The sequence below is a fragment of the Butyricicoccus pullicaecorum genome (genome assembly GCF_002160355.1).
Classification (GTDB): Bacteria; Bacillota; Clostridia; order Oscillospirales; family Butyricicoccaceae; genus Butyricicoccus; species Butyricicoccus pullicaecorum.
Genome location: NZ_NFKK01000011.1, coordinates 24,277 through 42,809 on the forward strand (window position 1 = coordinate 24,277; position 18,533 = coordinate 42,809).

General features: G+C 55.7%; 18 protein-coding genes and 1 riboswitch. Of the genes, 10 read left to right on the forward strand and 8 right to left on the reverse strand.

The window, feature by feature from the left end; genetic code table 11:
• Window positions 1-18 precede the first annotated feature (18 nt).
• Window positions 19-819 carry a gluconate 5-dehydrogenase gene (locus tag B5F17_RS09610; protein ID WP_016148506.1) on the reverse strand — a complete coding sequence of 267 codons (801 nt, stop codon included), beginning with the start codon at window positions 817-819 and terminating at the stop codon, window positions 19-21.
• A 51-nt stretch (window positions 820-870) separates the two neighbouring features.
• Entirely contained in the window at window positions 871-1,848 is a 978-nt protein-coding gene (gene eda / locus B5F17_RS09615; RefSeq protein WP_087373411.1) for a bifunctional 4-hydroxy-2-oxoglutarate aldolase/2-dehydro-3-deoxy-phosphogluconate aldolase, read from the reverse strand.
• Between the two features lie 325 nt (window positions 1,849-2,173).
• Between eda and B5F17_RS09620 the strand changes: the two genes are divergently transcribed.
• The 5 genes from B5F17_RS09620 to B5F17_RS09640 all read left to right on the forward strand — a co-directional run bounded on the left by B5F17_RS09620 (window position 2,174) and on the right by B5F17_RS09640 (window position 7,634).
• Entirely contained in the window at window positions 2,174-3,364 is a 1,191-nt protein-coding gene (locus B5F17_RS09620) for a glycoside hydrolase family 88 protein (RefSeq protein WP_143287722.1), read from the forward strand.
• A gap of 61 nt (window positions 3,365-3,425) precedes the next feature.
• Complete coding sequence (locus B5F17_RS09625; RefSeq protein ID WP_016148509.1) at window positions 3,426-3,917, forward strand: PTS sugar transporter subunit IIB; 492 nt, start codon at window positions 3,426-3,428, stop codon at window positions 3,915-3,917.
• A 77-nt stretch (window positions 3,918-3,994) separates the two neighbouring features.
• Window positions 3,995-4,789, forward strand: a complete 795-nt coding sequence (locus tag B5F17_RS09630; protein ID WP_087373413.1) for a PTS mannose/fructose/sorbose/N-acetylgalactosamine transporter subunit IIC — start codon at window positions 3,995-3,997, stop codon at window positions 4,787-4,789.
• A complete protein-coding gene (locus tag B5F17_RS09635) occupies window positions 4,776-5,606 on the forward strand; it encodes a PTS system mannose/fructose/sorbose family transporter subunit IID (protein ID WP_087373415.1) in 831 nt (276 codons plus the stop codon). The genes B5F17_RS09630 and B5F17_RS09635 overlap by 14 nt, the downstream gene beginning before the upstream one ends.
• A 69-nt stretch (window positions 5,607-5,675) precedes the next feature.
• Window positions 5,676-7,634 (forward strand): alginate lyase family protein, encoded by a 1,959-nt coding sequence (locus B5F17_RS09640; protein ID WP_087373417.1) that lies wholly within the window; start codon window positions 5,676-5,678, stop codon window positions 7,632-7,634.
• Window positions 7,635-7,703: 69 nt separating this feature from the next.
• On the opposite strand, the gene B5F17_RS09645 is transcribed toward B5F17_RS09640, so the two are convergent.
• Window positions 7,704-8,588, reverse strand: a complete 885-nt coding sequence (locus B5F17_RS09645) for a fumarylacetoacetate hydrolase family protein (protein WP_087373419.1) — start codon at window positions 8,586-8,588, stop codon at window positions 7,704-7,706.
• Window positions 8,589-8,759: 171 nt separating this feature from the next.
• On the opposite strand from B5F17_RS09645, the gene B5F17_RS09650 reads away from it, so the two are divergent.
• From B5F17_RS09650 to B5F17_RS09660, 3 genes are all read left to right on the forward strand, one after another.
• Window positions 8,760-9,749, forward strand: a complete 990-nt coding sequence (locus B5F17_RS09650; protein ID WP_162608145.1) for a LacI family DNA-binding transcriptional regulator — start codon at window positions 8,760-8,762, stop codon at window positions 9,747-9,749.
• Window positions 9,750-9,994: 245 nt separating this feature from the next.
• Window positions 9,995-11,146, forward strand: coding sequence for a double-cubane-cluster-containing anaerobic reductase (locus tag B5F17_RS09655; protein WP_087373423.1), 1,152 nt, complete (start codon window positions 9,995-9,997; stop codon window positions 11,144-11,146).
• A gap of 1 nt (window position 11,147) precedes the next feature.
• Complete coding sequence (locus B5F17_RS09660) at window positions 11,148-11,906, forward strand: acyl-CoA dehydratase activase (protein ID WP_016148516.1); 759 nt, start codon at window positions 11,148-11,150, stop codon at window positions 11,904-11,906.
• 44 nt (window positions 11,907-11,950) lie between these two features.
• Here B5F17_RS09660 and B5F17_RS09665 read toward each other — a convergent pair whose 3' ends face one another.
• The 3 genes from B5F17_RS09665 to B5F17_RS09675 form a co-directional block, all read right to left on the reverse strand.
• Window positions 11,951-12,925 (reverse strand): LacI family DNA-binding transcriptional regulator, encoded by a 975-nt coding sequence (locus B5F17_RS09665; protein ID WP_087373425.1) that lies wholly within the window; start codon window positions 12,923-12,925, stop codon window positions 11,951-11,953.
• 244 nt (window positions 12,926-13,169) lie between these two features.
• Entirely contained in the window at window positions 13,170-13,886 is a 717-nt protein-coding gene (locus tag B5F17_RS09670) for a queuosine precursor transporter (RefSeq protein WP_087373427.1), read from the reverse strand.
• A complete protein-coding gene (locus B5F17_RS09675; RefSeq protein WP_087373429.1) occupies window positions 13,883-14,602 on the reverse strand; it encodes a radical SAM protein in 720 nt (239 codons plus the stop codon). The genes B5F17_RS09670 and B5F17_RS09675 overlap by 4 nt, the downstream gene beginning before the upstream one ends.
• Window positions 14,603-14,997: 395 nt before the next feature.
• On the opposite strand from B5F17_RS09675, the gene B5F17_RS09680 reads away from it, so the two are divergent.
• Window positions 14,998-16,374 carry a sodium-dependent transporter gene (locus tag B5F17_RS09680; protein ID WP_016148520.1) on the forward strand — a complete coding sequence of 459 codons (1,377 nt, stop codon included), beginning with the start codon at window positions 14,998-15,000 and terminating at the stop codon, window positions 16,372-16,374.
• Between the two features lie 46 nt (window positions 16,375-16,420).
• Here the strand turns inward: B5F17_RS09680 and B5F17_RS09685 are convergent, their stop codons facing one another.
• Window positions 16,421-16,885 (reverse strand): hypothetical protein, encoded by a 465-nt coding sequence (locus B5F17_RS09685; protein WP_040332880.1) that lies wholly within the window; start codon window positions 16,883-16,885, stop codon window positions 16,421-16,423.
• 116 nt (window positions 16,886-17,001) lie between these two features.
• Between B5F17_RS09685 and B5F17_RS09690 the strand changes: the two genes are divergently transcribed.
• Window positions 17,002-17,307, forward strand: coding sequence for a helix-turn-helix domain-containing protein (locus tag B5F17_RS09690; RefSeq protein ID WP_073993782.1), 306 nt, complete (start codon window positions 17,002-17,004; stop codon window positions 17,305-17,307).
• 61 nt (window positions 17,308-17,368) lie between these two features.
• Here the strand turns inward: B5F17_RS09690 and B5F17_RS09695 are convergent, their stop codons facing one another.
• Window positions 17,369-18,043: a hypothetical protein gene (locus tag B5F17_RS09695; RefSeq protein WP_016148534.1), complete on the reverse strand. Its 675-nt coding sequence runs from the start codon at window positions 18,041-18,043 to the stop codon at window positions 17,369-17,371.
• Window positions 18,044-18,371: 328 nt separating this feature from the next.
• Window positions 18,372-18,467: riboswitch (purine riboswitch) on the forward strand.
• Window positions 18,468-18,533: the final 66 nt, after the last annotated feature.

Below are 18,533 nucleotides of genomic sequence, written 5' to 3' on the forward strand. Positions count from 1 at the left end.
TTTCTGTTGTCGTTTTGCTTACGGCTGCTTGCCAATGTAAGCCAGGATACCGCCGTCAACGTACAGAACATGGCCGTTGACAAAGTCGCTCGCGTCGCTTGCGAGGAAGACAGCCGGGCCCATCAGGTCGTCCGGAGTGCCCCAGCGAGCAGCCGGAGTCTTAGCGATAATGAACTGGTCAAACGGATGGCGGGAACCGTCGGGCTGGATCTCACGCAGCGGAGCGGTCTGGGGAGTTGCGATGTAGCCGGGGCCAATGCCGTTGCACTGGATGTTATGCTCACCGAACTCGCTGCAGATGTTGCGGGTCAGCATCTTCAGGCCGCCCTTTGCTGCTGCGTATGCGCTGACGGTCTCACGGCCGAGCTCGGACATCATGGAGCAGATGTTGATGATCTTACCATGACCCTTCTTGATCATGCCCGGGATAACAGCCTTGGAGACGATGAAGGGACCGTTGAGGTCGATGTCGATGACCTGACGGAAGTCCTTCGCACTCATCTCGAGCATGGGGATACGCTTGATGATACCAGCGTTGTTGACCAGGATGTCGATGGTGCCGACTTCCTTCTCAACCTTTGCAACCAGCTCGTTTACTGCGTCCTCGTTGGTGACGTCGCATACGTAGCCGTGTGCCTCGATGCCCTCAGCCTTGTAAGCTTCCATGCCCTTCTCGACCAGAGCTTCGTTGATATCATTAAAGACAATCGTAGCGCCCGCCTTTGCGTATGCGGTTGCGATTGCAAAGCCGATGCCGTACGATGCGCCGGTGATCAGCGCGATCTTGCCTTCGAGCGAAAACTTAGACATTTCAAACATAATCGTTTTCTCCTTTTTTCCAAAATGATCGGGTGAACAGCCTTGTTAAAATCAGACCTTCATCTTGACATCCGGATTGATCAGGTGTACACCGAAACCGGCGATTTCCAAATCCAGATAGACGAAGTTGATGGCTTTTGTCTTTTTATTGCGCGTAATACTCTCCTCGACAAATCGCACGCCCTGCTTGCCCAGATAGCGCATAGCCTTTTCCGGGTACGGGGTGTAAATGCCGATGTGACCGTTTTTACCGCGGCCGTTCTGGTTGAGAATCTCAAATCCACGGCCGGCAAAATGAGACTTGGGCTTTTTGTAGTAGGTAAAATGGAACAGATTGCACAGGGTCTGCGCGGTCTGCACTGCTTCTTCGCAGGAATCCTGGTTGACACCCAAGTGAATCAGCTCAAAACCAAGCAGATGCTTGACCGCAGATGCAATCTCGGTCTCTGCCTGCTCCCAGTTTTTGTCGCTCAGGCTGCTCTCGGATACGATGAAGTCACCCACAGCGGCCAGCACGTTGGGCTCGCCGAGGAATTCATGCAGGTTATCGCGGTCAATTCCACCCGATACGAGAAAGCGCATCTGGGGATACGCCTGGGCAAAGGCGCGCAGCGCTGCAGTACCGCCCGATGCCTGTGCGGGGAAGAACTGCACGCAGGTCAGTCCGCACGCGATCGCGGTCTCGATCTCGCTGGCCGTGCTCACGCCCGGCACGATCTCGACCCCGTTGTCCCGGCACCAGCGCACCAAATTTTCCTGGATGCCCGCGCATGCAATCCATTTGGCGCCCGCTTGTACCACTTGTTTCACCTGTTCTTTTTCTGTAATATTTCCTGCACCGACCAGGAAATCGGGATATTCCTTATGGATTTCCCGGATGGCGTCGCACGCGGTTTCGCCAGTCAGGAGCATGGCGTCAACGCCGTGCTTCCTTAATACACACGCGAGGGAAACTGCGTCCGCCGGTTCGCCGGCCTTGAGGATCGGCACCATGCCGATGCCGGAAATTTCTGAGATGAACGTATTCATAGCGCTCGCTTCTTTCTTTGATATGCTTGCCTTTTGGTTTGGCTCTTTTGCTGCTAGTAAATCGGTTCACCATGAGTATAGTGTAGTAAACCGGTTTTGTCAATAAAAAACTTCTATCTTTTTAAAAATTTTTTTATTTTTCCGCTTTTAAACCCCGTTTTCAAACTAGTGCACAAAATTTCACCCTCGGTTTTTTGCAATAGTAACAATTGACTTTGCCCCCATCAGCCGCTATAATTATGTTCATCTAGTAAAGCGGTTTACTTCCTGAGCGGTTCCACCCGCCGCCATGAAGCCTATGATCTTTGGAGAAAGGTGTTATATTATGATTCGACAGGTGAATATTGAACCGATCGACCTGCGCCAGGACTTCCTTGAAACCCCTCCGATTACAAGAGACGAAGCCATCGCCGCGTTTGAAGCGTGTGTGAAACAGGTAGAAGCAAACATGGATTACTTTCAGGATAAGTTTCCGTGGTCGGCAACCAAGGAACTGAAGTATCCGATTATTGAAAACATCGAATGGACCGATGGTTTCTGGACCGGCATGCTGTGGCTGTGCTACGAGTACACCGGCGACGAAAAGTTCCGTGCGCTGGCTGAGCGCAATGTGGACAGCTTCCTGCACCGTGTCGAGAACAAGATCGAACTCGACCACCACGACCTCGGCTTCCTCTACTCGCTCTCCTGCGTCAGCGGCTACCAGCTGACCGGAAGCGAAAAGGCAAAGCGCGCTGCCATCCTGGCCGCCGACCAGCTGCTCACCCGCTGGCAGGAAAAGGGTCAGTTCCTTCAGGCATGGGGCCCGTTCAACAGTCCCGAGCATTACCGCTTTATCATCGACTGCATGCTGAACATCCCCCTGCTCTATCGCGTCAGCCAGATCACTGGCGACCCGCATTATGCTGAGATTGCGCAGAAGCACTTCGAGACCAGCTGCAAGTACGTCATCCGTGACGACGCAAGCGCATTCCATACCTTCTATATGAATCCCGAGACCGGCGGCCCCGATCACGGTGCAACCCGTCAGGGCTACAACGATGACAGCGCGTGGGCACGCGGTCAGGCGTGGGGCATCTACGGCATCCCGCTCAACGTGCGCTACACCCACCAGCTCGAGTACGCCGATCTGTACCGCGGCATGACCAACTACTTCCTCAACCGTCTGCCGGAAGACCACGTGTGCTACTGGGATCTCATCTTTACCGACGCGGACAAGCAGCCGCGCGATTCCAGTGCCGCAGCGATTGCAGTTTGTGGTATGATGGAGATGGATCGTCAGCTGCCCGAGGACGCTGCCGACAAGGCAGTCTACCGCGGCGCTGCTGCCAACATCCTGCGCGCACTCATCAAGGGCTACACTTCCGAGACCTGTGAGCCCGGTTCCCCCATCCTGTATCACGGCGTTTACAGCTGGCATTCGGGCAAGGGTGTTGACGAGGGCAACATCTGGGGCGACTACTTCTACATGGAAGCGCTGATGCGCTGCATTAAGGACTGGCATCCTTACTGGTAAATAAAGCTTGCTTTTCAAGCTGATATAGTGTGAAGGAAACATTAGAAAGAGAGGATTTACTATGAGCACTCCCAACATTGTTATGACGCGCATCGACGAGCGCCTGATTCACGGTCAGGGCCAGATGTGGATCAAGTCCCTTGGCATGAACACCGTCATCGTGGCAAACGATCAGGCGGCACAGGACCCGATGGCTCAGTCGCTGATGAAGGCTGTCCTGCCCAAGGATCTGGCCATCCGCTTCTATCCCGTCCAGAAGGTCATCGACATCATCTACAAGGCAAATCCCGCACAGACCATCTTCCTGATCGTCAAGGACTGCGCCGATGCACTGCGTCTGGTTCAGGGCAACGTGCCGATCAAGAAGATCAACATCGGCAACATCCACAATGCTGAGGGCAAGGAAAAGGTCACCCGCTCCATCTTCCTGGGCGCTGAGGACAAGGCTGCTCTGCGCGAGATGGTCGAGAAGTACGGCATCGAGTTTGACACCCAGACCACTCCGAGCGGCACCGATGGCGCGGTACAGGTCAACATCAAGGATTACCTCTAAGGATCAAAGAAGAAACAAAAAGTAGAAAGATGAAAGGATTTCTTTCGAAGTCCGATCGATAGAAAGGATTTACCACTATGGTTGAGATTTCCATCTTGCAGGCCGTGCTGATCGGTCTGTGGACTGCGTTCTGTTACATGGGTAACTTGTGGGGCATCTACACCAACAGATGTATCGTCCTGAGCTTTGGCGTCGGCGTCATCCTGGGCGACATCCCGACCGCGCTGCAGTGCGGTGCGATCGGTGAGCTGGCATTCATGGGCTTCGGCGTCGGCGCCGGCGGCACCGTGCCTCCGAACCCGATCGGCCCTGGCATCATCGGCACCCTGATGGCTATTACCATGTCCACCGTCACTCCCGAGAGTGCACTCCCCATTTCCATCCCCTTCGCGGTTGCGATCCAGTTCCTGCAGACCGCAATCTACACCGTTCGTGCCGGCGCTCCGGAAAGTGCCGCACATGCACTGGAAAAGCATGACTTCAACGGCTTCCGCCGCAGTGCCAACATGACCATCATCCTGTTCGGCGTTGCCGGCTTCGCACTCGGCTTCCTCGGCGCGTTCAGCATGGACACCCTGAGCAAGCTGGTCGAAATGATCCCGCAGTGGCTGCTCGACGGCCTGACCGTTGCCGGCGGTATGCTGCCCGCAATCGGCTTTGCCATGATCATGAGCGTTATGCTCAAGAAGGAATTCATTCCCTTCGCTCTGCTGGGATACATCTGCGCAGCTTATTTCTCCATGCCGATCATCGGTATCGCACTGGTTGGCGCAGTATTCGCAATCAAGCACTATAACGAAGCTAGCAAGCCCGCTGCTGTAGCCGCATCGGCTGGCGAGGCGCAGGAGGTAGAACACGATGACTGGATCTAACAATACCGAGAAGAAGCTGACAAACAAGGACTATACCAAAACCACTCTGCGTGCATATTTCCTGCAGAACGGTTTTAACTACAGTAACTATCAGGGTCTGGGCTACGCGCTGACCATGTTCCCGGCCTTCAAGAAGCTGTACGGCGACGACCCCGAGCGTCTGGCCGAGGAACTCAAGGACAACTCTGAGTTCTACAACACCAACCCCAACCTGCTGCCCTTCATCACCTCCATCCATCTGGCGATGGCTGAGAGCGGCATGAAGTACAGCGAGATCCGCGGCATCAAGATGGCGCTGATGGGCCCGCTCGCCGGTATCGGTGACTCGCTCTCCCAGTTCTGCCTGGCTCCGCTGTTCTCCACCATCTTCGCTTCCATGGCAATGGATGGCCTGGCTTTCGCTCCCCTCGGCTTCCTGTTCGCGATGAACTTCGTTCTCGTCGGCATCAAGCTCATCATGGGCAGCTACGGTAAGAAGCTCGGTACCAGCATGATCGATAAGCTCAGCGAAAAGATGGGCGCAATCTCCGACGCTGCCGGCATGATCGGTGTTACCGTTATCGCCGGTCTGGCCGCAACCTTCGTTAAGATCAAGGTTGGCCTGACCTTCGCCGCCGGTGAAGTGCAGGAAGGCGTCAAACAGTCGGTCATGGATATCCAGGGCATGCTGGACAAGATCGCTCCCGCTCTGCTCCCCATCCTGTACACCATGCTGATGTACTACTTAATTAAGAAAAAGCACATTACCACCTACTGGCTGGTTCTGATCACCGTCGTTCTCGGCGTTCTGCTGAGCGTACTGGGCATTCTGGCCTAAACAAAATCAAGGGAGTTGCCAAAGCGCAACTCCCTTTTGCTTACCCCCTATCAGAAGGAGCGATATTCCATGAATTTCGTACAACAGTCCCTGAACTTCCTCGCAGAGCACAAAAAGCTCGCACAGACCGCACGCTTCATCCGTCCGGACGCGGCAAAGGAAATCATCGCGCACGCCGATGAGCTCATGCACCAGACCTTCACCTTCAATAAGACCTGGGACATGGAGCGCTGCCTGACGCCCTACACCCTGCCGGTCATCGACTGGAACGACCATCAGAACGATGACCCCGAATGGTGCTTTATGCTCAACCGTATGGACTACCTCGACCATCTGCTGCTCGCCTCGCTGCTGACCGGCGACATCGCCTACGCAGACAAGGCCAAGGAATACATCTTAAACTGGATTGCAGCCCATCCGACCATCGTGTCCGAGCCGTCCACCCGCACGCTGGACACCGGCATTCGCGTGATGAACTGGATGGAGGCGCTGCCCTACCTGTCCATGCTGCACGTGCTGACCGAGGACGAGCTGACCTGCATCACGGACAGCATGCTTGCCCAAATGCAGTACCTCAAGGAAAACTACCTGCCCAAGTATAAGACCAGCAACTGGGGCAGCATCCAGACCTGTGCTATCGTTTCCGTTCTGCCCTTCCTGCGTGCGGACTTCCAGACCGACCCGCTCTATCAGTGGGCGCTCAATGAAATGACCCTGCAATTCTCCATTCAGGTCTATCCCGACGGCATGCACTGGGAGCAGTCCACCATGTACCATATCGAGGTACTCAACTACGGCATGAAGGCCGTGCACTACATGGGTCTGCACCTCCAGCCCTGCCCGTCTGCGGTCAAGGAGCAGGTGTACGCGCTGGCCAAGGCATTGGCCGGACAGCTCATGCCCTCGGGCGAGATCGAAACCTTTGGCGACAGCGACCGCGTGTGCGCACGCGATGTTCTCAGCCGTGCCGCCCTGCTGTTTGACGATCCGACCTTCCGCTTTGCCGGTCTGGACGAGCTCGACCCCGAGAGCCTGTATATCCTCGGCGTACCCGCCGCGCAGCGCTACGCTGCTATGACCGCCTCCGCACCGCAGTCCCTGCACTACGACGGCGAGGACAGCGGCATGTACACCCTGCGCAGCAGCTGGGACAAGGACGCAAGCTTCACCATGTTCACCAACGGTTCGCTGGGCAGCGGTCACGGTCACAGCGACAACCTGCACCTATCGGCCTGCTATCAGGGCGACCCGGTACTGATCGACAGCGGTCGTTTCACCTACCGCGAAGACCACCCGCTGCGCGTCCAGCTCAAGGGCATGGCCGCACACAACGGCGTAATGATCGACGACAAGGCATACTGTGTGCCGTCGGACAGCTGGGGCTATGCCGATTTCGGTCTGCCGCTCAAAAACTACGTCCGTCACGCGGGTAACCTGCACTATTTCGAGGGGGCTATGCTCGGACACGACCCCTTGCAGGTCTGGGTGCGCAAGGTTATCGTCATCGACCCGGCCATCTGGATGATCGTGGACGAGGTCAAGTGCGACGGTGCGCACGAGGCACACAGCCGCTTGCACTTTGACCCTGCCGTGACCGTATCCCCGGCAGGCGAGTGCCACCGGGTCACCACCCCGCACGCTGCACTCACCCTGACCTGTCCGGGTACGGTGTCGTACACGAGTGAGCCGTGCTCGCTGCGCTACAACGAGCAGCAGCCGCACACGGTCGTGCACAGCAAGACCGCATTCACCGACAGCGCGACCCTGATCTCCACGCTGTGCGGCGACGGCATCACGGTACAGGACGCGCCGGTCTTCCAGAACCTGACCGAGCCGACCGCGCCCGACTTTGCGCAGGCGCGTAAGTTCATCCTGTCCCCGACCGAGAGCTACACAGTCGCGGTGTACAGCAAGGAGATCTACCGCGGCAAAAAAGTGCTGTCCTGCGAGGGCATGCCCTACCACGCAAAGTGCGTGGTCATCCACGAAAAGGACGGTCACAAGCAGCTGACCATTCTCAAAGCATAATCCCCTGTCTGCGCGCAAAAAAATCCTGTGGGCGGCAATCCGCTCACAGGATTTTTTATCCCTATTGACTTAGTGATCGTCTACCACGTTGGTCAGCGTACCAATGCCGTCGATCTCGCAGGTCACAACATCGCCCGACTTTAAGAAGCAGGGCGGCTGCATGCCCATGCCGACGCCAGCCGGGGTACCGGTCGCAATGATCGTACCAGCCTTGAGCGTCATGCCGCGCGTCAGCTCGGCGAGCACCTGTGCAATCGTCGTGATGAAGTCACCGGTCGAACCGTTCTGGCGCATCTCTCCGTTGACCGAGCAGCGAATGCCCAGTACCGGCGGATATGCGATCTCGTCTGCGGTCACGATGCACGGGCCCATGGGCGTAAAGCCATCGAGCGACTTGCCGAAGTACCACTGCTTGTGACCGGTCTGCAGGTCACGCGCCGACACGTCATTGATGATGGTATAACCGAAAATGTAGTCCTGAGCATGCTCAGCCGGAACCTGAAAGGCATCCTTACCCAGAATCACACCCAGCTCGACCTCGTAGTCCAGGCTGTTCACCAGACCTTCGTAACGCGGAATCTTACCGCCGTCGCAGTTGGCCTCGCTGACGCGCTTGGAGAAGTAAATCGCCTTGGGACGGTCACCGAAAGCTTCCTGGTTGAAGCGTCCAGCTTCCTCGTGATGTGCGTCGTAGTTGATGCCCAGGCAGACAACGTCCTGCATAGGGTACGGAATGGGCGCACGGCGCACCAAGCTATCGAGCGCGATGGGCTTTGCACCCTCGGGTGCCTTGCGCAGCTTGTCCATCTGCTCGGGTGTAATGTTGCAGATCAGATCGTTCATATCGGCAAACGTCAGGCCAAAATCCTCGAGGGCATACAGGCTGTCCGAGCCAAAACCCACGCCGATGCGGTCATCTCCATCCGGGCGTTCCCGATAGGTATACAGTCTCATAATCGCAGACCTCCTTAACAGTGTTAGCAAAACGGTTTATATATTCATCATAACAACTTTTTTAAACTTGTCAACCGATTTTCTCTCTAAAATTTGTATTTCCGTCCGGAATATGTTATACTGAACTTAACCATGGGGAAGAGGAGCATTTCTATGTCATCTAAACATAAAATGACCATACAGGAAGTCGCGGACGAAGCGCAGGTCTCCAAGACCACCGTTTCGTTTTTTCTCAACGGAAAACGCGAAAAAATGTCCGCAAGCACTTGGAATCGCATCGCCGCGGTCGTTGAAAAATACGACTACCGTCCCAGTACCACCGCACGCCTGATGACCGCCAAGCATTCCTGTCTGCTCGGTGTGCTCATCGGCGATATCACCCACCATTTTTCCAATCGTCTGGTCAAGGGCATCGCCCAGGTCTGCCGCACCGGCGGCTACCAAATCCTCATTGGCACGAGCGACTACGACGAGGATGCCGAACGCCTGCACATCGACCGCATGATCGACATGCACGTCGACGGTCTGATCTTACAGCCCAACGGCAACCCGCAGGAATCCATCGAAAAACTCAAGCGCGCCGGTATCCCGGTCGTCTGCATCGACAGTAACCCCGAGGGTCTGCCCCTCTGGGTCGTCACCAACAACTATCAGGCCACCTTTGACGCAATCTCGTCCTGTGTCGATCAGGGTTACGAGCAGGTCATTATGTTCTCGGCTACGCCGCACGTGCTGACCTCCCGTCAGGAACGCTATCAGGGCTGTCTGGATGCACTGGCGCAAAAGAACATCCCCTGTCATGTGCACATCATCGACACCCAGACCCCAACCGAGGACATTCTCGCCGCGGTCAACGCCCACGATCTGACCCCGCGCACACTGATCTTCGTCCCCAACTGCTGGCTGCTGCCCAATGTGTTCACCGCGCTCAAGCCGCTGCACAGTCTTGTGCCGCACAAGCTGGGCATTCTGGGCTTTGACAACGACGATTGGGCCGACCTGACCGTCCCGACCGTGTCCACCATCGTCCAGCCCGCCTTCCAGGAAGGCGCAACCGCAGCCGCGCTGCTCATCGACCACATCCGCGGACGGTTTGACACCCCGCCCAAGACCACCCTGTCCTGTGAAGCCGTGTGGCGCGGCTCGACCGGACGGGTATAAACCCAAATTCTTTATAACCTGCAAAAACGCACCGACAAAGGCAATGTCGGTGCATTTTTTATGCAGTTTTCTCCATTCTCCCCGGTTTTTGTGGGACTGGTAAGAAATCGCACGGCTATTTTGTGAAAAAAGCCGGAATTTGGTCAAATGATAAAATCATATTTACAAGTCCTCATTTTATACGTTATACTGTTAAAAGAATAACGAGAAGGCTCACACCATCCGTGAGCGAGAGGGGTTTATCCATGATTGCTTTACCGAAAAATTTTGAAACCTATCCCGAAGCACGCAAGGCAGGCTTTCTGCGCATGAAGGCGCTCAAAGATCAGGGGCAGCGCGTCGTCGGCGTGTTCTGTTCGTTCGTCCCGACCGAGCTCATCTACGCGGCCGGCGCCATTCCGATCGGTCTGTGCGCGTTCACCGAGGAACCCATCCCGGCGGCAGAGGCACATCTGCCCCGCAATCTGTGTCCGCTCATCAAGGCGAGCTATGGTTTTGCGCTGACCGACACCTGTCCGTACTTCTATTTCTCCGACTTCATTATCGGTGAGACCACCTGCGACGGCAAGCGCAAGATGTTCGAGCTGCTCGACGAGATCAAGCCGACCTATGTCATGCAGCTGCCGCCGAGCAAGGTTGCGCCACACGCGCTTGAGAGCTGGAAAGCAGAAATGGTACGTCTGCGCCGTCAGCTCGAGGAATTTTACGACATCGAGATCACCGACGAAGCCATCCGTGAGGCCATCCGCCGCAAGAATCACGAGCGCGACGTGATGCTGCGCTTTATGGAGCTGGGCAAGCTCAACCCGGCTGCACTGTCGGGCTACGAGATTGGCACCCGTCTGGACGCTTCGGCCTTCTCCTTCGATCTGGAAGAGCGCTGCAATAAGATCGAAGCCCGCACCCGCGAGGTGCTGGAAAGCTGGGAAAAGAACGTCAAGGGCACCGAGAGCCGCCGTCCCCGTCTGCTGGTCACCGGCTGCCCCAACACCGGTGTACGCGACAAGATCATCAAGGCGGTCGAGGAGATGGGTGCAGACGTGGTCTGCTTCGACGCGTGCAACGGTCTGCGCGACAAGCTGCGCAAGGTCGACGAGACCAAGCCGGTCATGGACGCACTGGCCGAAAAGTATCTGGATATCACCTGCTCGGTCATGAGCCCCAACCCGCAGCGTCTGACCGACATCGGCGACATGATCGACCAGTATCAGGTCGACGGCGTCATCGAGATCATCCTGCAGGCCTGCCATACCTATAATATTGAGGCGTACGAGGTCAAGCGCTATGTGACCGAGCAGAAGGGCAAGGCATATCTGTGCCTGGAGACCGACTACTCGCAGGCAGACAAGGGACAGATCGCCACCCGTCTGGGCGCATTCCTGGAGATGCTGGGCTGATATGGACTACATTGGCATCGACATCGGCTCGACCGCGGCCAAGGTGGTCGTGCGCGGTGCGCATCCGCAGCAGTTCATCCTGCCGACCGGCTGGAGCAGCCGCGAGACTGCGGACAACATCCGTGAGCGGCTGACCGCAGGCGGGGTGTGTCTGTCTCCCGACCACAGCCGCACGGTCGCCACCGGCTACGGACGCGGCAACGTGCCCTTTGCCGACAAGATGGTCACCGAGATCACCTGCCACGCACGCGCCGGCGCGGCGCACGGCAGTCCGGACTGCACGATCATCGATGTGGGCGGTCAGGATACCAAGGTCATCCGCATCGAGGGCGGTATGGTCTCGGATTTCCTGATGAACGACAAGTGTGCAGCCGGTACGGGCAAATTTTTAGAGATCATGGCAAACCGTCTGTGCGTCGGCCTGGAAGAGCTGTTTGCGCTGGCCGCGCAGGGCACGCCGCTGGCTATCAGCGCACTGTGTACGGTGTTTGCCGAGTCCGAGGTCATCAGCTGCATCGGTGAGGGCAAGCCCCGCGCTGACATTGCAGCCGGTGTGGTCGATTCGGTCGCGTCCAAGGTCGCAACCCTGTGCTCCCGTCAGGCGCTCCTGCCCGACATCTATCTGACCGGCGGTCTGTGCCACAGTCCCTACTTTATCTCCCGTCTGTCAGACAAGTTAGGCCGCACCGTTCGGGCACTCCCCGACGGTCATTTCGCCGGTGCGCTGGGCGCTTCCCTGCTCGCCGAGCGCATGAAATAACGCAAAAAAGCCATCCGGGCATCTCACCTGGATGGCTTTTCTTTTTAGGTTGTCCCGCGCAAGGTCAGTTCGGGCTGCATGACCACGCGGCTTTCGGACAGCAGCCGACCCTCAATCAAATCGATCAGCATGTGCGCACCGCGCCGCCCCATGCCGCTGCCGTCCACCCGAACGCTGGACAGCTCGGGTTCGGTCGCACGGCACAGGCTGCTGCCGTCATAACCGATGATGGCCAGCTCATCGGGCACGCGCAGACCACGTCTTACCGCGGCTTTCATGGCACCCACTGCCAGACAGTCATTCATACAGAACAATGCGGTCGGCGCGTCGGACTGCGCCAGCATGCGGTCGATCGCCTGCCGTGCGGTCTCGATGTGCGGTTCGACCGGACAGATATACGCCGGATGAAACGGCAGGCCGTGACGGCGCAGTACGTCCTCGTATGCCCTGCGGCTGTCGGTCAGCCGCGCCAGACGGCAATCGGTCACCAAGCCCACCCGGGTATGCCCCTGTGCAATCAGGTGTTCCAGCGCCTGACACGCGCCCTGATAATGGTCTGTCGTGATCGACGGCACGTCATCACTGACCGGTCGGTCATTGATCTGCACGGCCGGGATGCCTTGTCCGCGCAAGTCGCACAGCAATCCTTCGTCCGCACGTCCAGCCAGAATGACCCCGTCCACCCGTTTTTTCATAAACAGTTCGCGGCGGTCGGACGCGGTCGTATAGACACAGTACCCCCGCTGCTCGGCCTCGAGCTGCACCGCTCCGGCAATCTCGGCGTAAAACGCATCCATAATCGGATACTGCCAAGGGTCTACCACAAAAGCAAGGTTATGATTGCGCTGATGCACCATCGCTCGGGCGATCGCATTGGGAGAATAGCGCAGCGCCTCAGCCGCCTGCAAAATCCGTTCCCGGGTCTGCGGACGCACTTTTTCGGGCACGCTGAACGCACGGGACACCGTCGTGATCGAACATCCCGCCAAATTCGCCACATCAGCAATCGTAGCCGCCATACTCTCTCCACCTTCCTTGAAATCTCTCTCTTTTCCCTCTGTTCCAACCGGAAAGTGCTCTTTTTTCCATTGTACTGTTTCAGCTTTTGGCTGTCAATGCCTTTTATACCATATTTTGCCATCCTCGATTACAAAAAATTTCATCCCCTGCCGGGCGATTCCAATGAAAAAGGCAGGGTTTGCACCCTGCCTTCGGCTTTTCTTGCTTTGTCTGTCCGATGCGGTTCGAGAAACAAAACCGCTCTCAAAGCACGGAAGATTCGGGAATCTGTCCCTGTTCCTTCATCCGTCTCGCAAGGTAGACGATTGGCGTGTCTGCCAGCGAGGTGACGATAAAGATGACATAGCTCGACAGCACGATGCTGATGAGCGTGGGCACGTCGTAGGTGCCCCAGAATGCCAATGCGGTGTACAGCACCGAGTTGAGCAGCTGGGAGACCAGCGTCGAGCCGTTGTTGCGCAGCCACAGGAAACGGTGGCTGTCGCCGCTCTTGCGCGTGCTGAGCTTCCACCATGCGTGGTACAGCCAGACGTCGAACACCTGCGCGATGGCGTAAACAACCAGAGACGCCAGCAGCATGCGCGGCGTGTTGGAGAAAATCTGCTCAAATGCCGGTCTTGCCCAGTCGCTCGTGCTCGGCACGTACAGCAGCCAGGACTGCGACACCAGCAAAAACAGCAGACTGGTCGCGACACCCACGGCAACCGCACGGTTGGCCGCCTTCTTGCCATCGTTCTCGGACAAAATATCGGTCACGAGGAAGGTCATGGCAAACAGGATGTTGCCCAGCGTCATTTCCATGCCGAACGCCTTGACCAGCAGCAAAACCTCGATGTTGGCCGCGATGGTGGCAAAGACGGTCACGCAGTACAGGCCGGTGCGGCCAAACAGGCGGTAAAACAGCAGCACGCTGCCGTACAGTACGATCAGCGATACGATCAGCAAAATTTCATTCGTCATTGTGCACTGCCTCCTACGCCAAAGTCGGTGTTTTCCATCAGGATATCTACACGCGGGTTGTCCTGATACAGCGGCGCGATCTCCTGACAGAATTCCGCGATGACCTGCGGGTCGGGATGAATGGGCGTGGTATTCTCTACCATAATATTGATGCACACGCGGTCAAAGTGCGCAAGACCGGTCTCGACGTCGTTGCGCATGGACGCTGCGGTCTGACCGTTCAGACCGAACAGCAGGCAGCACTCGTCGAACAGCTCGGAGATCACAGCCGGATCGCTCACGCCGATGCCCTTGTGCAGAATATCCTCGCGATAAGTACGGTCAAAAGTCTCGACACCGATCTTAATATGGGTCTGAATACCCAGTGCGGCAAAGCGCGCGCGCAGCGCCGGAATTTCCTTGCGGTGCATCCAGTGGCACTCAAAGTGCAGGTCGCGGATGCCCTTCTGTGCGCAGACTTGCTCGATTTCGCGCATGGTGTCCTGGTCGAGGTCGCAGAACGAGCCCGAATTGATGACCTCCAGACGCGCATACTGACCGGTGACCTCGGACAGCACCGAACGGTTGAGCGCAAAATTCTCGGCTGCATCGGGCGAGCAGTCCAGATGATAGTCGCAGAACGTGCACTTCTTCCACGCGCAGCCAAAGCCGCGCAGCAGCACGATCTCGCGCGGGTTTTTCTCGGTGATGACCGAGTAGCGAATCATGTCCTCCATGTTGACGCTTTCCTCCCTGAAATAAAAAAGTGCGTTCCCCAAAAGAGAGCGCACCATCCCCTTTTTGCTCCCGCTGCGCGACAGCAAAAAACCATGACCTCCGCAGGTTTTTGTACCCGCAGCGCATGGACGTCCTAGTTTTGTTTAGAGACAGGATGGTTACGAACTGTCTTATGTGGTTTTGAACTTTCACAGTATACCGTATGCACGCACCTCCTGTCAATGATGGAATTTTTGCGGTCTGAACGGCAGATTTGATAAATAAAAGTAATTTTTTCGGTAAAAACGCTAAAAAACCTAAAATTTTCGCGAAAAGCGATTGAAATTCTTCAGGTTTTATGGAATAATAGAGTACATTACCGATCTATGGAATTCTTTTGTATGGGGGTTTGTAAATGAAAAAAGAACGCAGCAGCTTTACCAGCCGCATCGGCTTTGTCCTTGCGGCGGCTGGCTCGGCCGTTGGTCTCGGAAACCTGTGGCGTTTCCCGTACCTCGCCGCAAAGTACGGCGGCGGTACCTTCCTTCTGGTCTATATCATTCTGGCCATCACCTTCGGCTTCACCCTGATGATCGCTGAGATCGCCATCGGACGCAAGACCCGTCTGTCCTGCATCGGCGCTTACCGCTCGCTCGACAAGCGCTTTGGCTTCCTCGGCTGGCTGGCTTCGCTCGTCCCGGTCATCATCACGCCGTACTACTGTGTCATCGGCGGCTGGGTTATGAAGTATCTGGCTGAGTTTTTGACCGGCAACGGTCTGGAAACCGCTTCCGACTCCTACTTCGGCAGCTTCACCGCGGTTTCTCTGCCCGGTATCCTGGGCACTCCGGTCACCTGGTTTGTCATCTACGTACTCATCAACGCAACCGTTGTTCTGTTCGGCGTTGAAAAGGGCATCGAGAAGGTCAGCCGTGTTATGATGCCCGTTCTGGTCATCCTGTCCATCATCATCGCAGGCTACTCGCTGACCATCCCGGGCGCAATCGACGGCCTCAAGTACTACCTGCTGCCCCGCATGGAGGACTTCTCCATCTACACCGTTCTGGCTGCAATGGGTCAGCTGTTCTACTCCATGTCTCTGGCAATGGGTATTATGATTACCTACGGCTCGTACATGCAGAAGGACAACATGCTTGAGCACTCGGTCACCCAGATCGAGGTCTTTGACACCGGCTTCGCAATTATCGCCGGCATGATGATTATTCCCGCAATGGTCGCATTCAGCGGCGGCGACACCTCGCTCGTCCGTGAGTCGGCTGGCGCAGGCCTGATGTTCGGTGTTCTGCCCAAGGTCTTCGAGTCCATGCTCTTCGGCAACGTCATCGGCACGGTCTTCTTCCTGCTCGTACTGCTTGCAGCGCTGACCTCGTCCATCTCCCTGATGGAGACCATCGTTTCCATCATCGTCGACAAGGCCAAGATCGGACGCAAGCCCGCAGCGATTCTGGTTACCATCGGCGTTCTGCTGCTCGGCATGCTGTCCTGCCTGGGTTACGGCCCGCTCGCAGCAATCGCTCCGCTCGGCATGGCGTTCCTCGACTTCTTCGACTTTATCTCCAACTCCATCATGATGCCGATCGTTGCATTCCTGACCTGTATTCTGGTCGGTCACATCGTTGGGCCGAAGATGGTCATTGACGAGGTTGAAACTTCGGGTACCTTCCGCCGCAAGAAGCTGTTCGTTGTCATGGTGCGCTGGATCGCTCCGGTCATGCTGCTCATGATTCTGGCAACCGAGATTCTGAAGTTCTTCGGCGTTATTACCGTATAATGCACAAAAGCTGTCAAGGGTTCATCCCCTGACAGCTTTTTTATATTCACAGAAGAAAATCAGTTAACGAAAAAACGATCATCTTGCCCTGTGTCTCTCTTCTCCTGGCGTAGGCCAGCAACGCTCCGGCTTGACTGGGCGTGCGATGTACATAGGCAATCAAATGGTCGGCGTGCTCAACTGCGCAGCGGTTCGCACGTACAATTGCAAAACGATATGGTACATGTTCCATTTGGGATGGATACCAGATATGGTCAAATAGGTCGGTCTGGATGGACGAAGGTTTTTCCGCGTAATATGGCTGTAAGAGCGTTAATATCACCTGTGGATATTCCTCTTTCACACATCGTACGGCATGTGCTGCCAAACGATCAAATTGCCCATATCTTCCTACTACAAATTCATTCACACCATATTCTGCAACATGCTGTCGAACAGCTCTTTGTAAAGCCGGATAAACTGTCTCTTCTGTATCTCGATGTCCGATCATAAAACAAATCTTTCGCTTCATACCATCACACCCTGTATAGTTCATTCTTTCGTAAAAATTATACGATTAAAATGATTAAATTGCAACGATATGTCGAAGTATAATTTACGAAGAACACAACGAAAGGGGTATGTGCGGTGAACGATATTCTTTCCACCATCACCAAGCACCGTCAGTCGCGCGGCTGGACAGAATATCAGCTTGCCGAGCGTTCTGGGCTTCCACAATCCACAATTTCTTCCTGGTATCGCAAAAATCTCATTCCCACCATCCCCTCATTAGAGAAAATCTGTCGTGCATTTGGCATTACACTCTCTCAGTTACTAGCAGATGATGCGTCAGCGGTTGTTTTAACCGATTGCCAAAAAGAATTACTGAGCCGTTGGGCACGATTGAACGAAAAACAGCAAAAGGTCATCTTTGATCTGATTGATTTAATGTAAAAAACACAAAGCCGCCGGTATCCCTCAGATACCAGCGGCTTTTCTGCTGTAAAAATCGATTTTAGATGACCGTTGCGTCGGTGATGCCCTCTTCCAGCGAACCAGCTGCGCAGGCGATGCCTGCCTTACCGGCAAACCAGAAGGTGAACGCGCCCTGATCGTCAACCGACAGCGTGCGCAGCGACATGCGCGATGCAGCGGGCTTTACAGTCTTGATCTGTGCACGGGCAGCAAGCTCCCACTTCTCGGCCTCCTGCTGAAGTGCGCGTGCAACCTCGCGGGGCTTGGTCTCTTCCATGTCCTCGACCTCGAGCGTGATCTTCTTCTCACGCCAGTCGATCTCGCACTGATAAACGCAGGTCTCACGGTCGAACGTGAACACGCCGAAGTGCTCGTCCTCGACGGTCTTCTCGGCAACCTGCTCGGCCAGCAGGGCTTCCATCTCCTCGTCCTTTGCCGGCGCGGGCAGCTCGGTCATCCACAGCTTGCCCTGCTCACCCTTGGCCACCTTGACGCGTACCAGAGTGTCGGACGGCAGAGAAATACGGAACAGCTGGGCACGTGCCGGTGCAGCCAGAGCTGCCAGTTCGAACAGGCCCTCCTGTACCTTGCCGTTGTCCAGACGCTTATAAGCGGTAATGCTCTTGCGGACGATCACTTCTCCCTCGTTGGGGGTGGGCTGTACGTAAGCCACGTCTACGTCCGTCAATGCAACAATTTCAAATTGCTCTGTCATTGGGGTTCTTCCTCCTTGTCTTATCCATTATACCACAGCGGCAGGCAAACATCCAATACCAAACACGAAACCACGTGCCGCTGATGGTATAATTATAAAATAAAAGTATAATAGCCGTTTTATGGCTATTATACCACAGCTTTCGGTCAATTTTAACCCTAAATCTCGCTTTTTCCATGACCCGTGGCAACTTTTTAAAATACATTCTATCGCAGCCGATAATCGGCCAAAAAGCTGAAAGATCGTCGCTCTGCGCCTATTATACCTGATTTTTCGCCGCTTGTCATCCTTCGTTCTTAGAATTGACAAGAGAAAGTCTGCCCGTTATAATGAAATCAGATTCATGACTTATATATGCTCATAATCGGTTGAGCGTTTCTACCAACTGCCGGAACAGTTGACTATAAGTCCTCCACCATGCGGGGACTCGTCCTGCTTCCCAGTTGTTTTTTTATTTTCAGGACGTTTTTCCGCGCATTTCCCTACGCTA

What these genes read in the sequence shown, in the direction of transcription:
- B5F17_RS09695 (WP_016148534.1), bottom strand. Translation starts at nt 18,043, where the DNA reads ATGACAGAGCAATTTGAAATTGTTGCATTGACGGACGTAGACGTGGCT.
- B5F17_RS09670 (WP_087373427.1), bottom strand. Translation starts at nt 13,886, where the DNA reads ATGACGAATGAAATTTTGCTGATCGTATCGCTGATCGTACTGTACGGC.
- B5F17_RS09660 (WP_016148516.1), top strand. Translation starts at nt 11,148, where the DNA reads ATGGACTACATTGGCATCGACATCGGCTCGACCGCGGCCAAGGTGGTC.
- B5F17_RS09680 (WP_016148520.1), top strand. Translation starts at nt 14,998, where the DNA reads ATGAAAAAAGAACGCAGCAGCTTTACCAGCCGCATCGGCTTTGTCCTT.
- B5F17_RS09675 (WP_087373429.1), bottom strand. Translation starts at nt 14,602, where the DNA reads ATGGAGGACATGATTCGCTACTCGGTCATCACCGAGAAAAACCCGCGC.
- B5F17_RS09650 (WP_162608145.1), top strand. Translation starts at nt 8,760, where the DNA reads ATGACCATACAGGAAGTCGCGGACGAAGCGCAGGTCTCCAAGACCACC.
- B5F17_RS09645 (WP_087373419.1), bottom strand. Translation starts at nt 8,588, where the DNA reads ATGAGACTGTATACCTATCGGGAACGCCCGGATGGAGATGACCGCATC.
- B5F17_RS09665 (WP_087373425.1), bottom strand. Translation starts at nt 12,925, where the DNA reads ATGGCGGCTACGATTGCTGATGTGGCGAATTTGGCGGGATGTTCGATC.
- B5F17_RS09655 (WP_087373423.1), top strand. Translation starts at nt 9,995, where the DNA reads ATGATTGCTTTACCGAAAAATTTTGAAACCTATCCCGAAGCACGCAAG.
- B5F17_RS09640 (WP_087373417.1), top strand. Translation starts at nt 5,676, where the DNA reads ATGAATTTCGTACAACAGTCCCTGAACTTCCTCGCAGAGCACAAAAAG.
- B5F17_RS09610 (WP_016148506.1), bottom strand. Translation starts at nt 819, where the DNA reads ATGTTTGAAATGTCTAAGTTTTCGCTCGAAGGCAAGATCGCGCTGATC.
- B5F17_RS09685 (WP_040332880.1), bottom strand. Translation starts at nt 16,885, where the DNA reads ATGAAGCGAAAGATTTGTTTTATGATCGGACATCGAGATACAGAAGAG.
- B5F17_RS09635 (WP_087373415.1), top strand. Translation starts at nt 4,776, where the DNA reads ATGACTGGATCTAACAATACCGAGAAGAAGCTGACAAACAAGGACTAT.
- B5F17_RS09625 (WP_016148509.1), top strand. Translation starts at nt 3,426, where the DNA reads ATGAGCACTCCCAACATTGTTATGACGCGCATCGACGAGCGCCTGATT.
- eda (WP_087373411.1), bottom strand. Translation starts at nt 1,848, where the DNA reads ATGAATACGTTCATCTCAGAAATTTCCGGCATCGGCATGGTGCCGATC.
- B5F17_RS09620 (WP_143287722.1), top strand. Translation starts at nt 2,174, where the DNA reads ATGATTCGACAGGTGAATATTGAACCGATCGACCTGCGCCAGGACTTC.
- B5F17_RS09630 (WP_087373413.1), top strand. Translation starts at nt 3,995, where the DNA reads ATGGTTGAGATTTCCATCTTGCAGGCCGTGCTGATCGGTCTGTGGACT.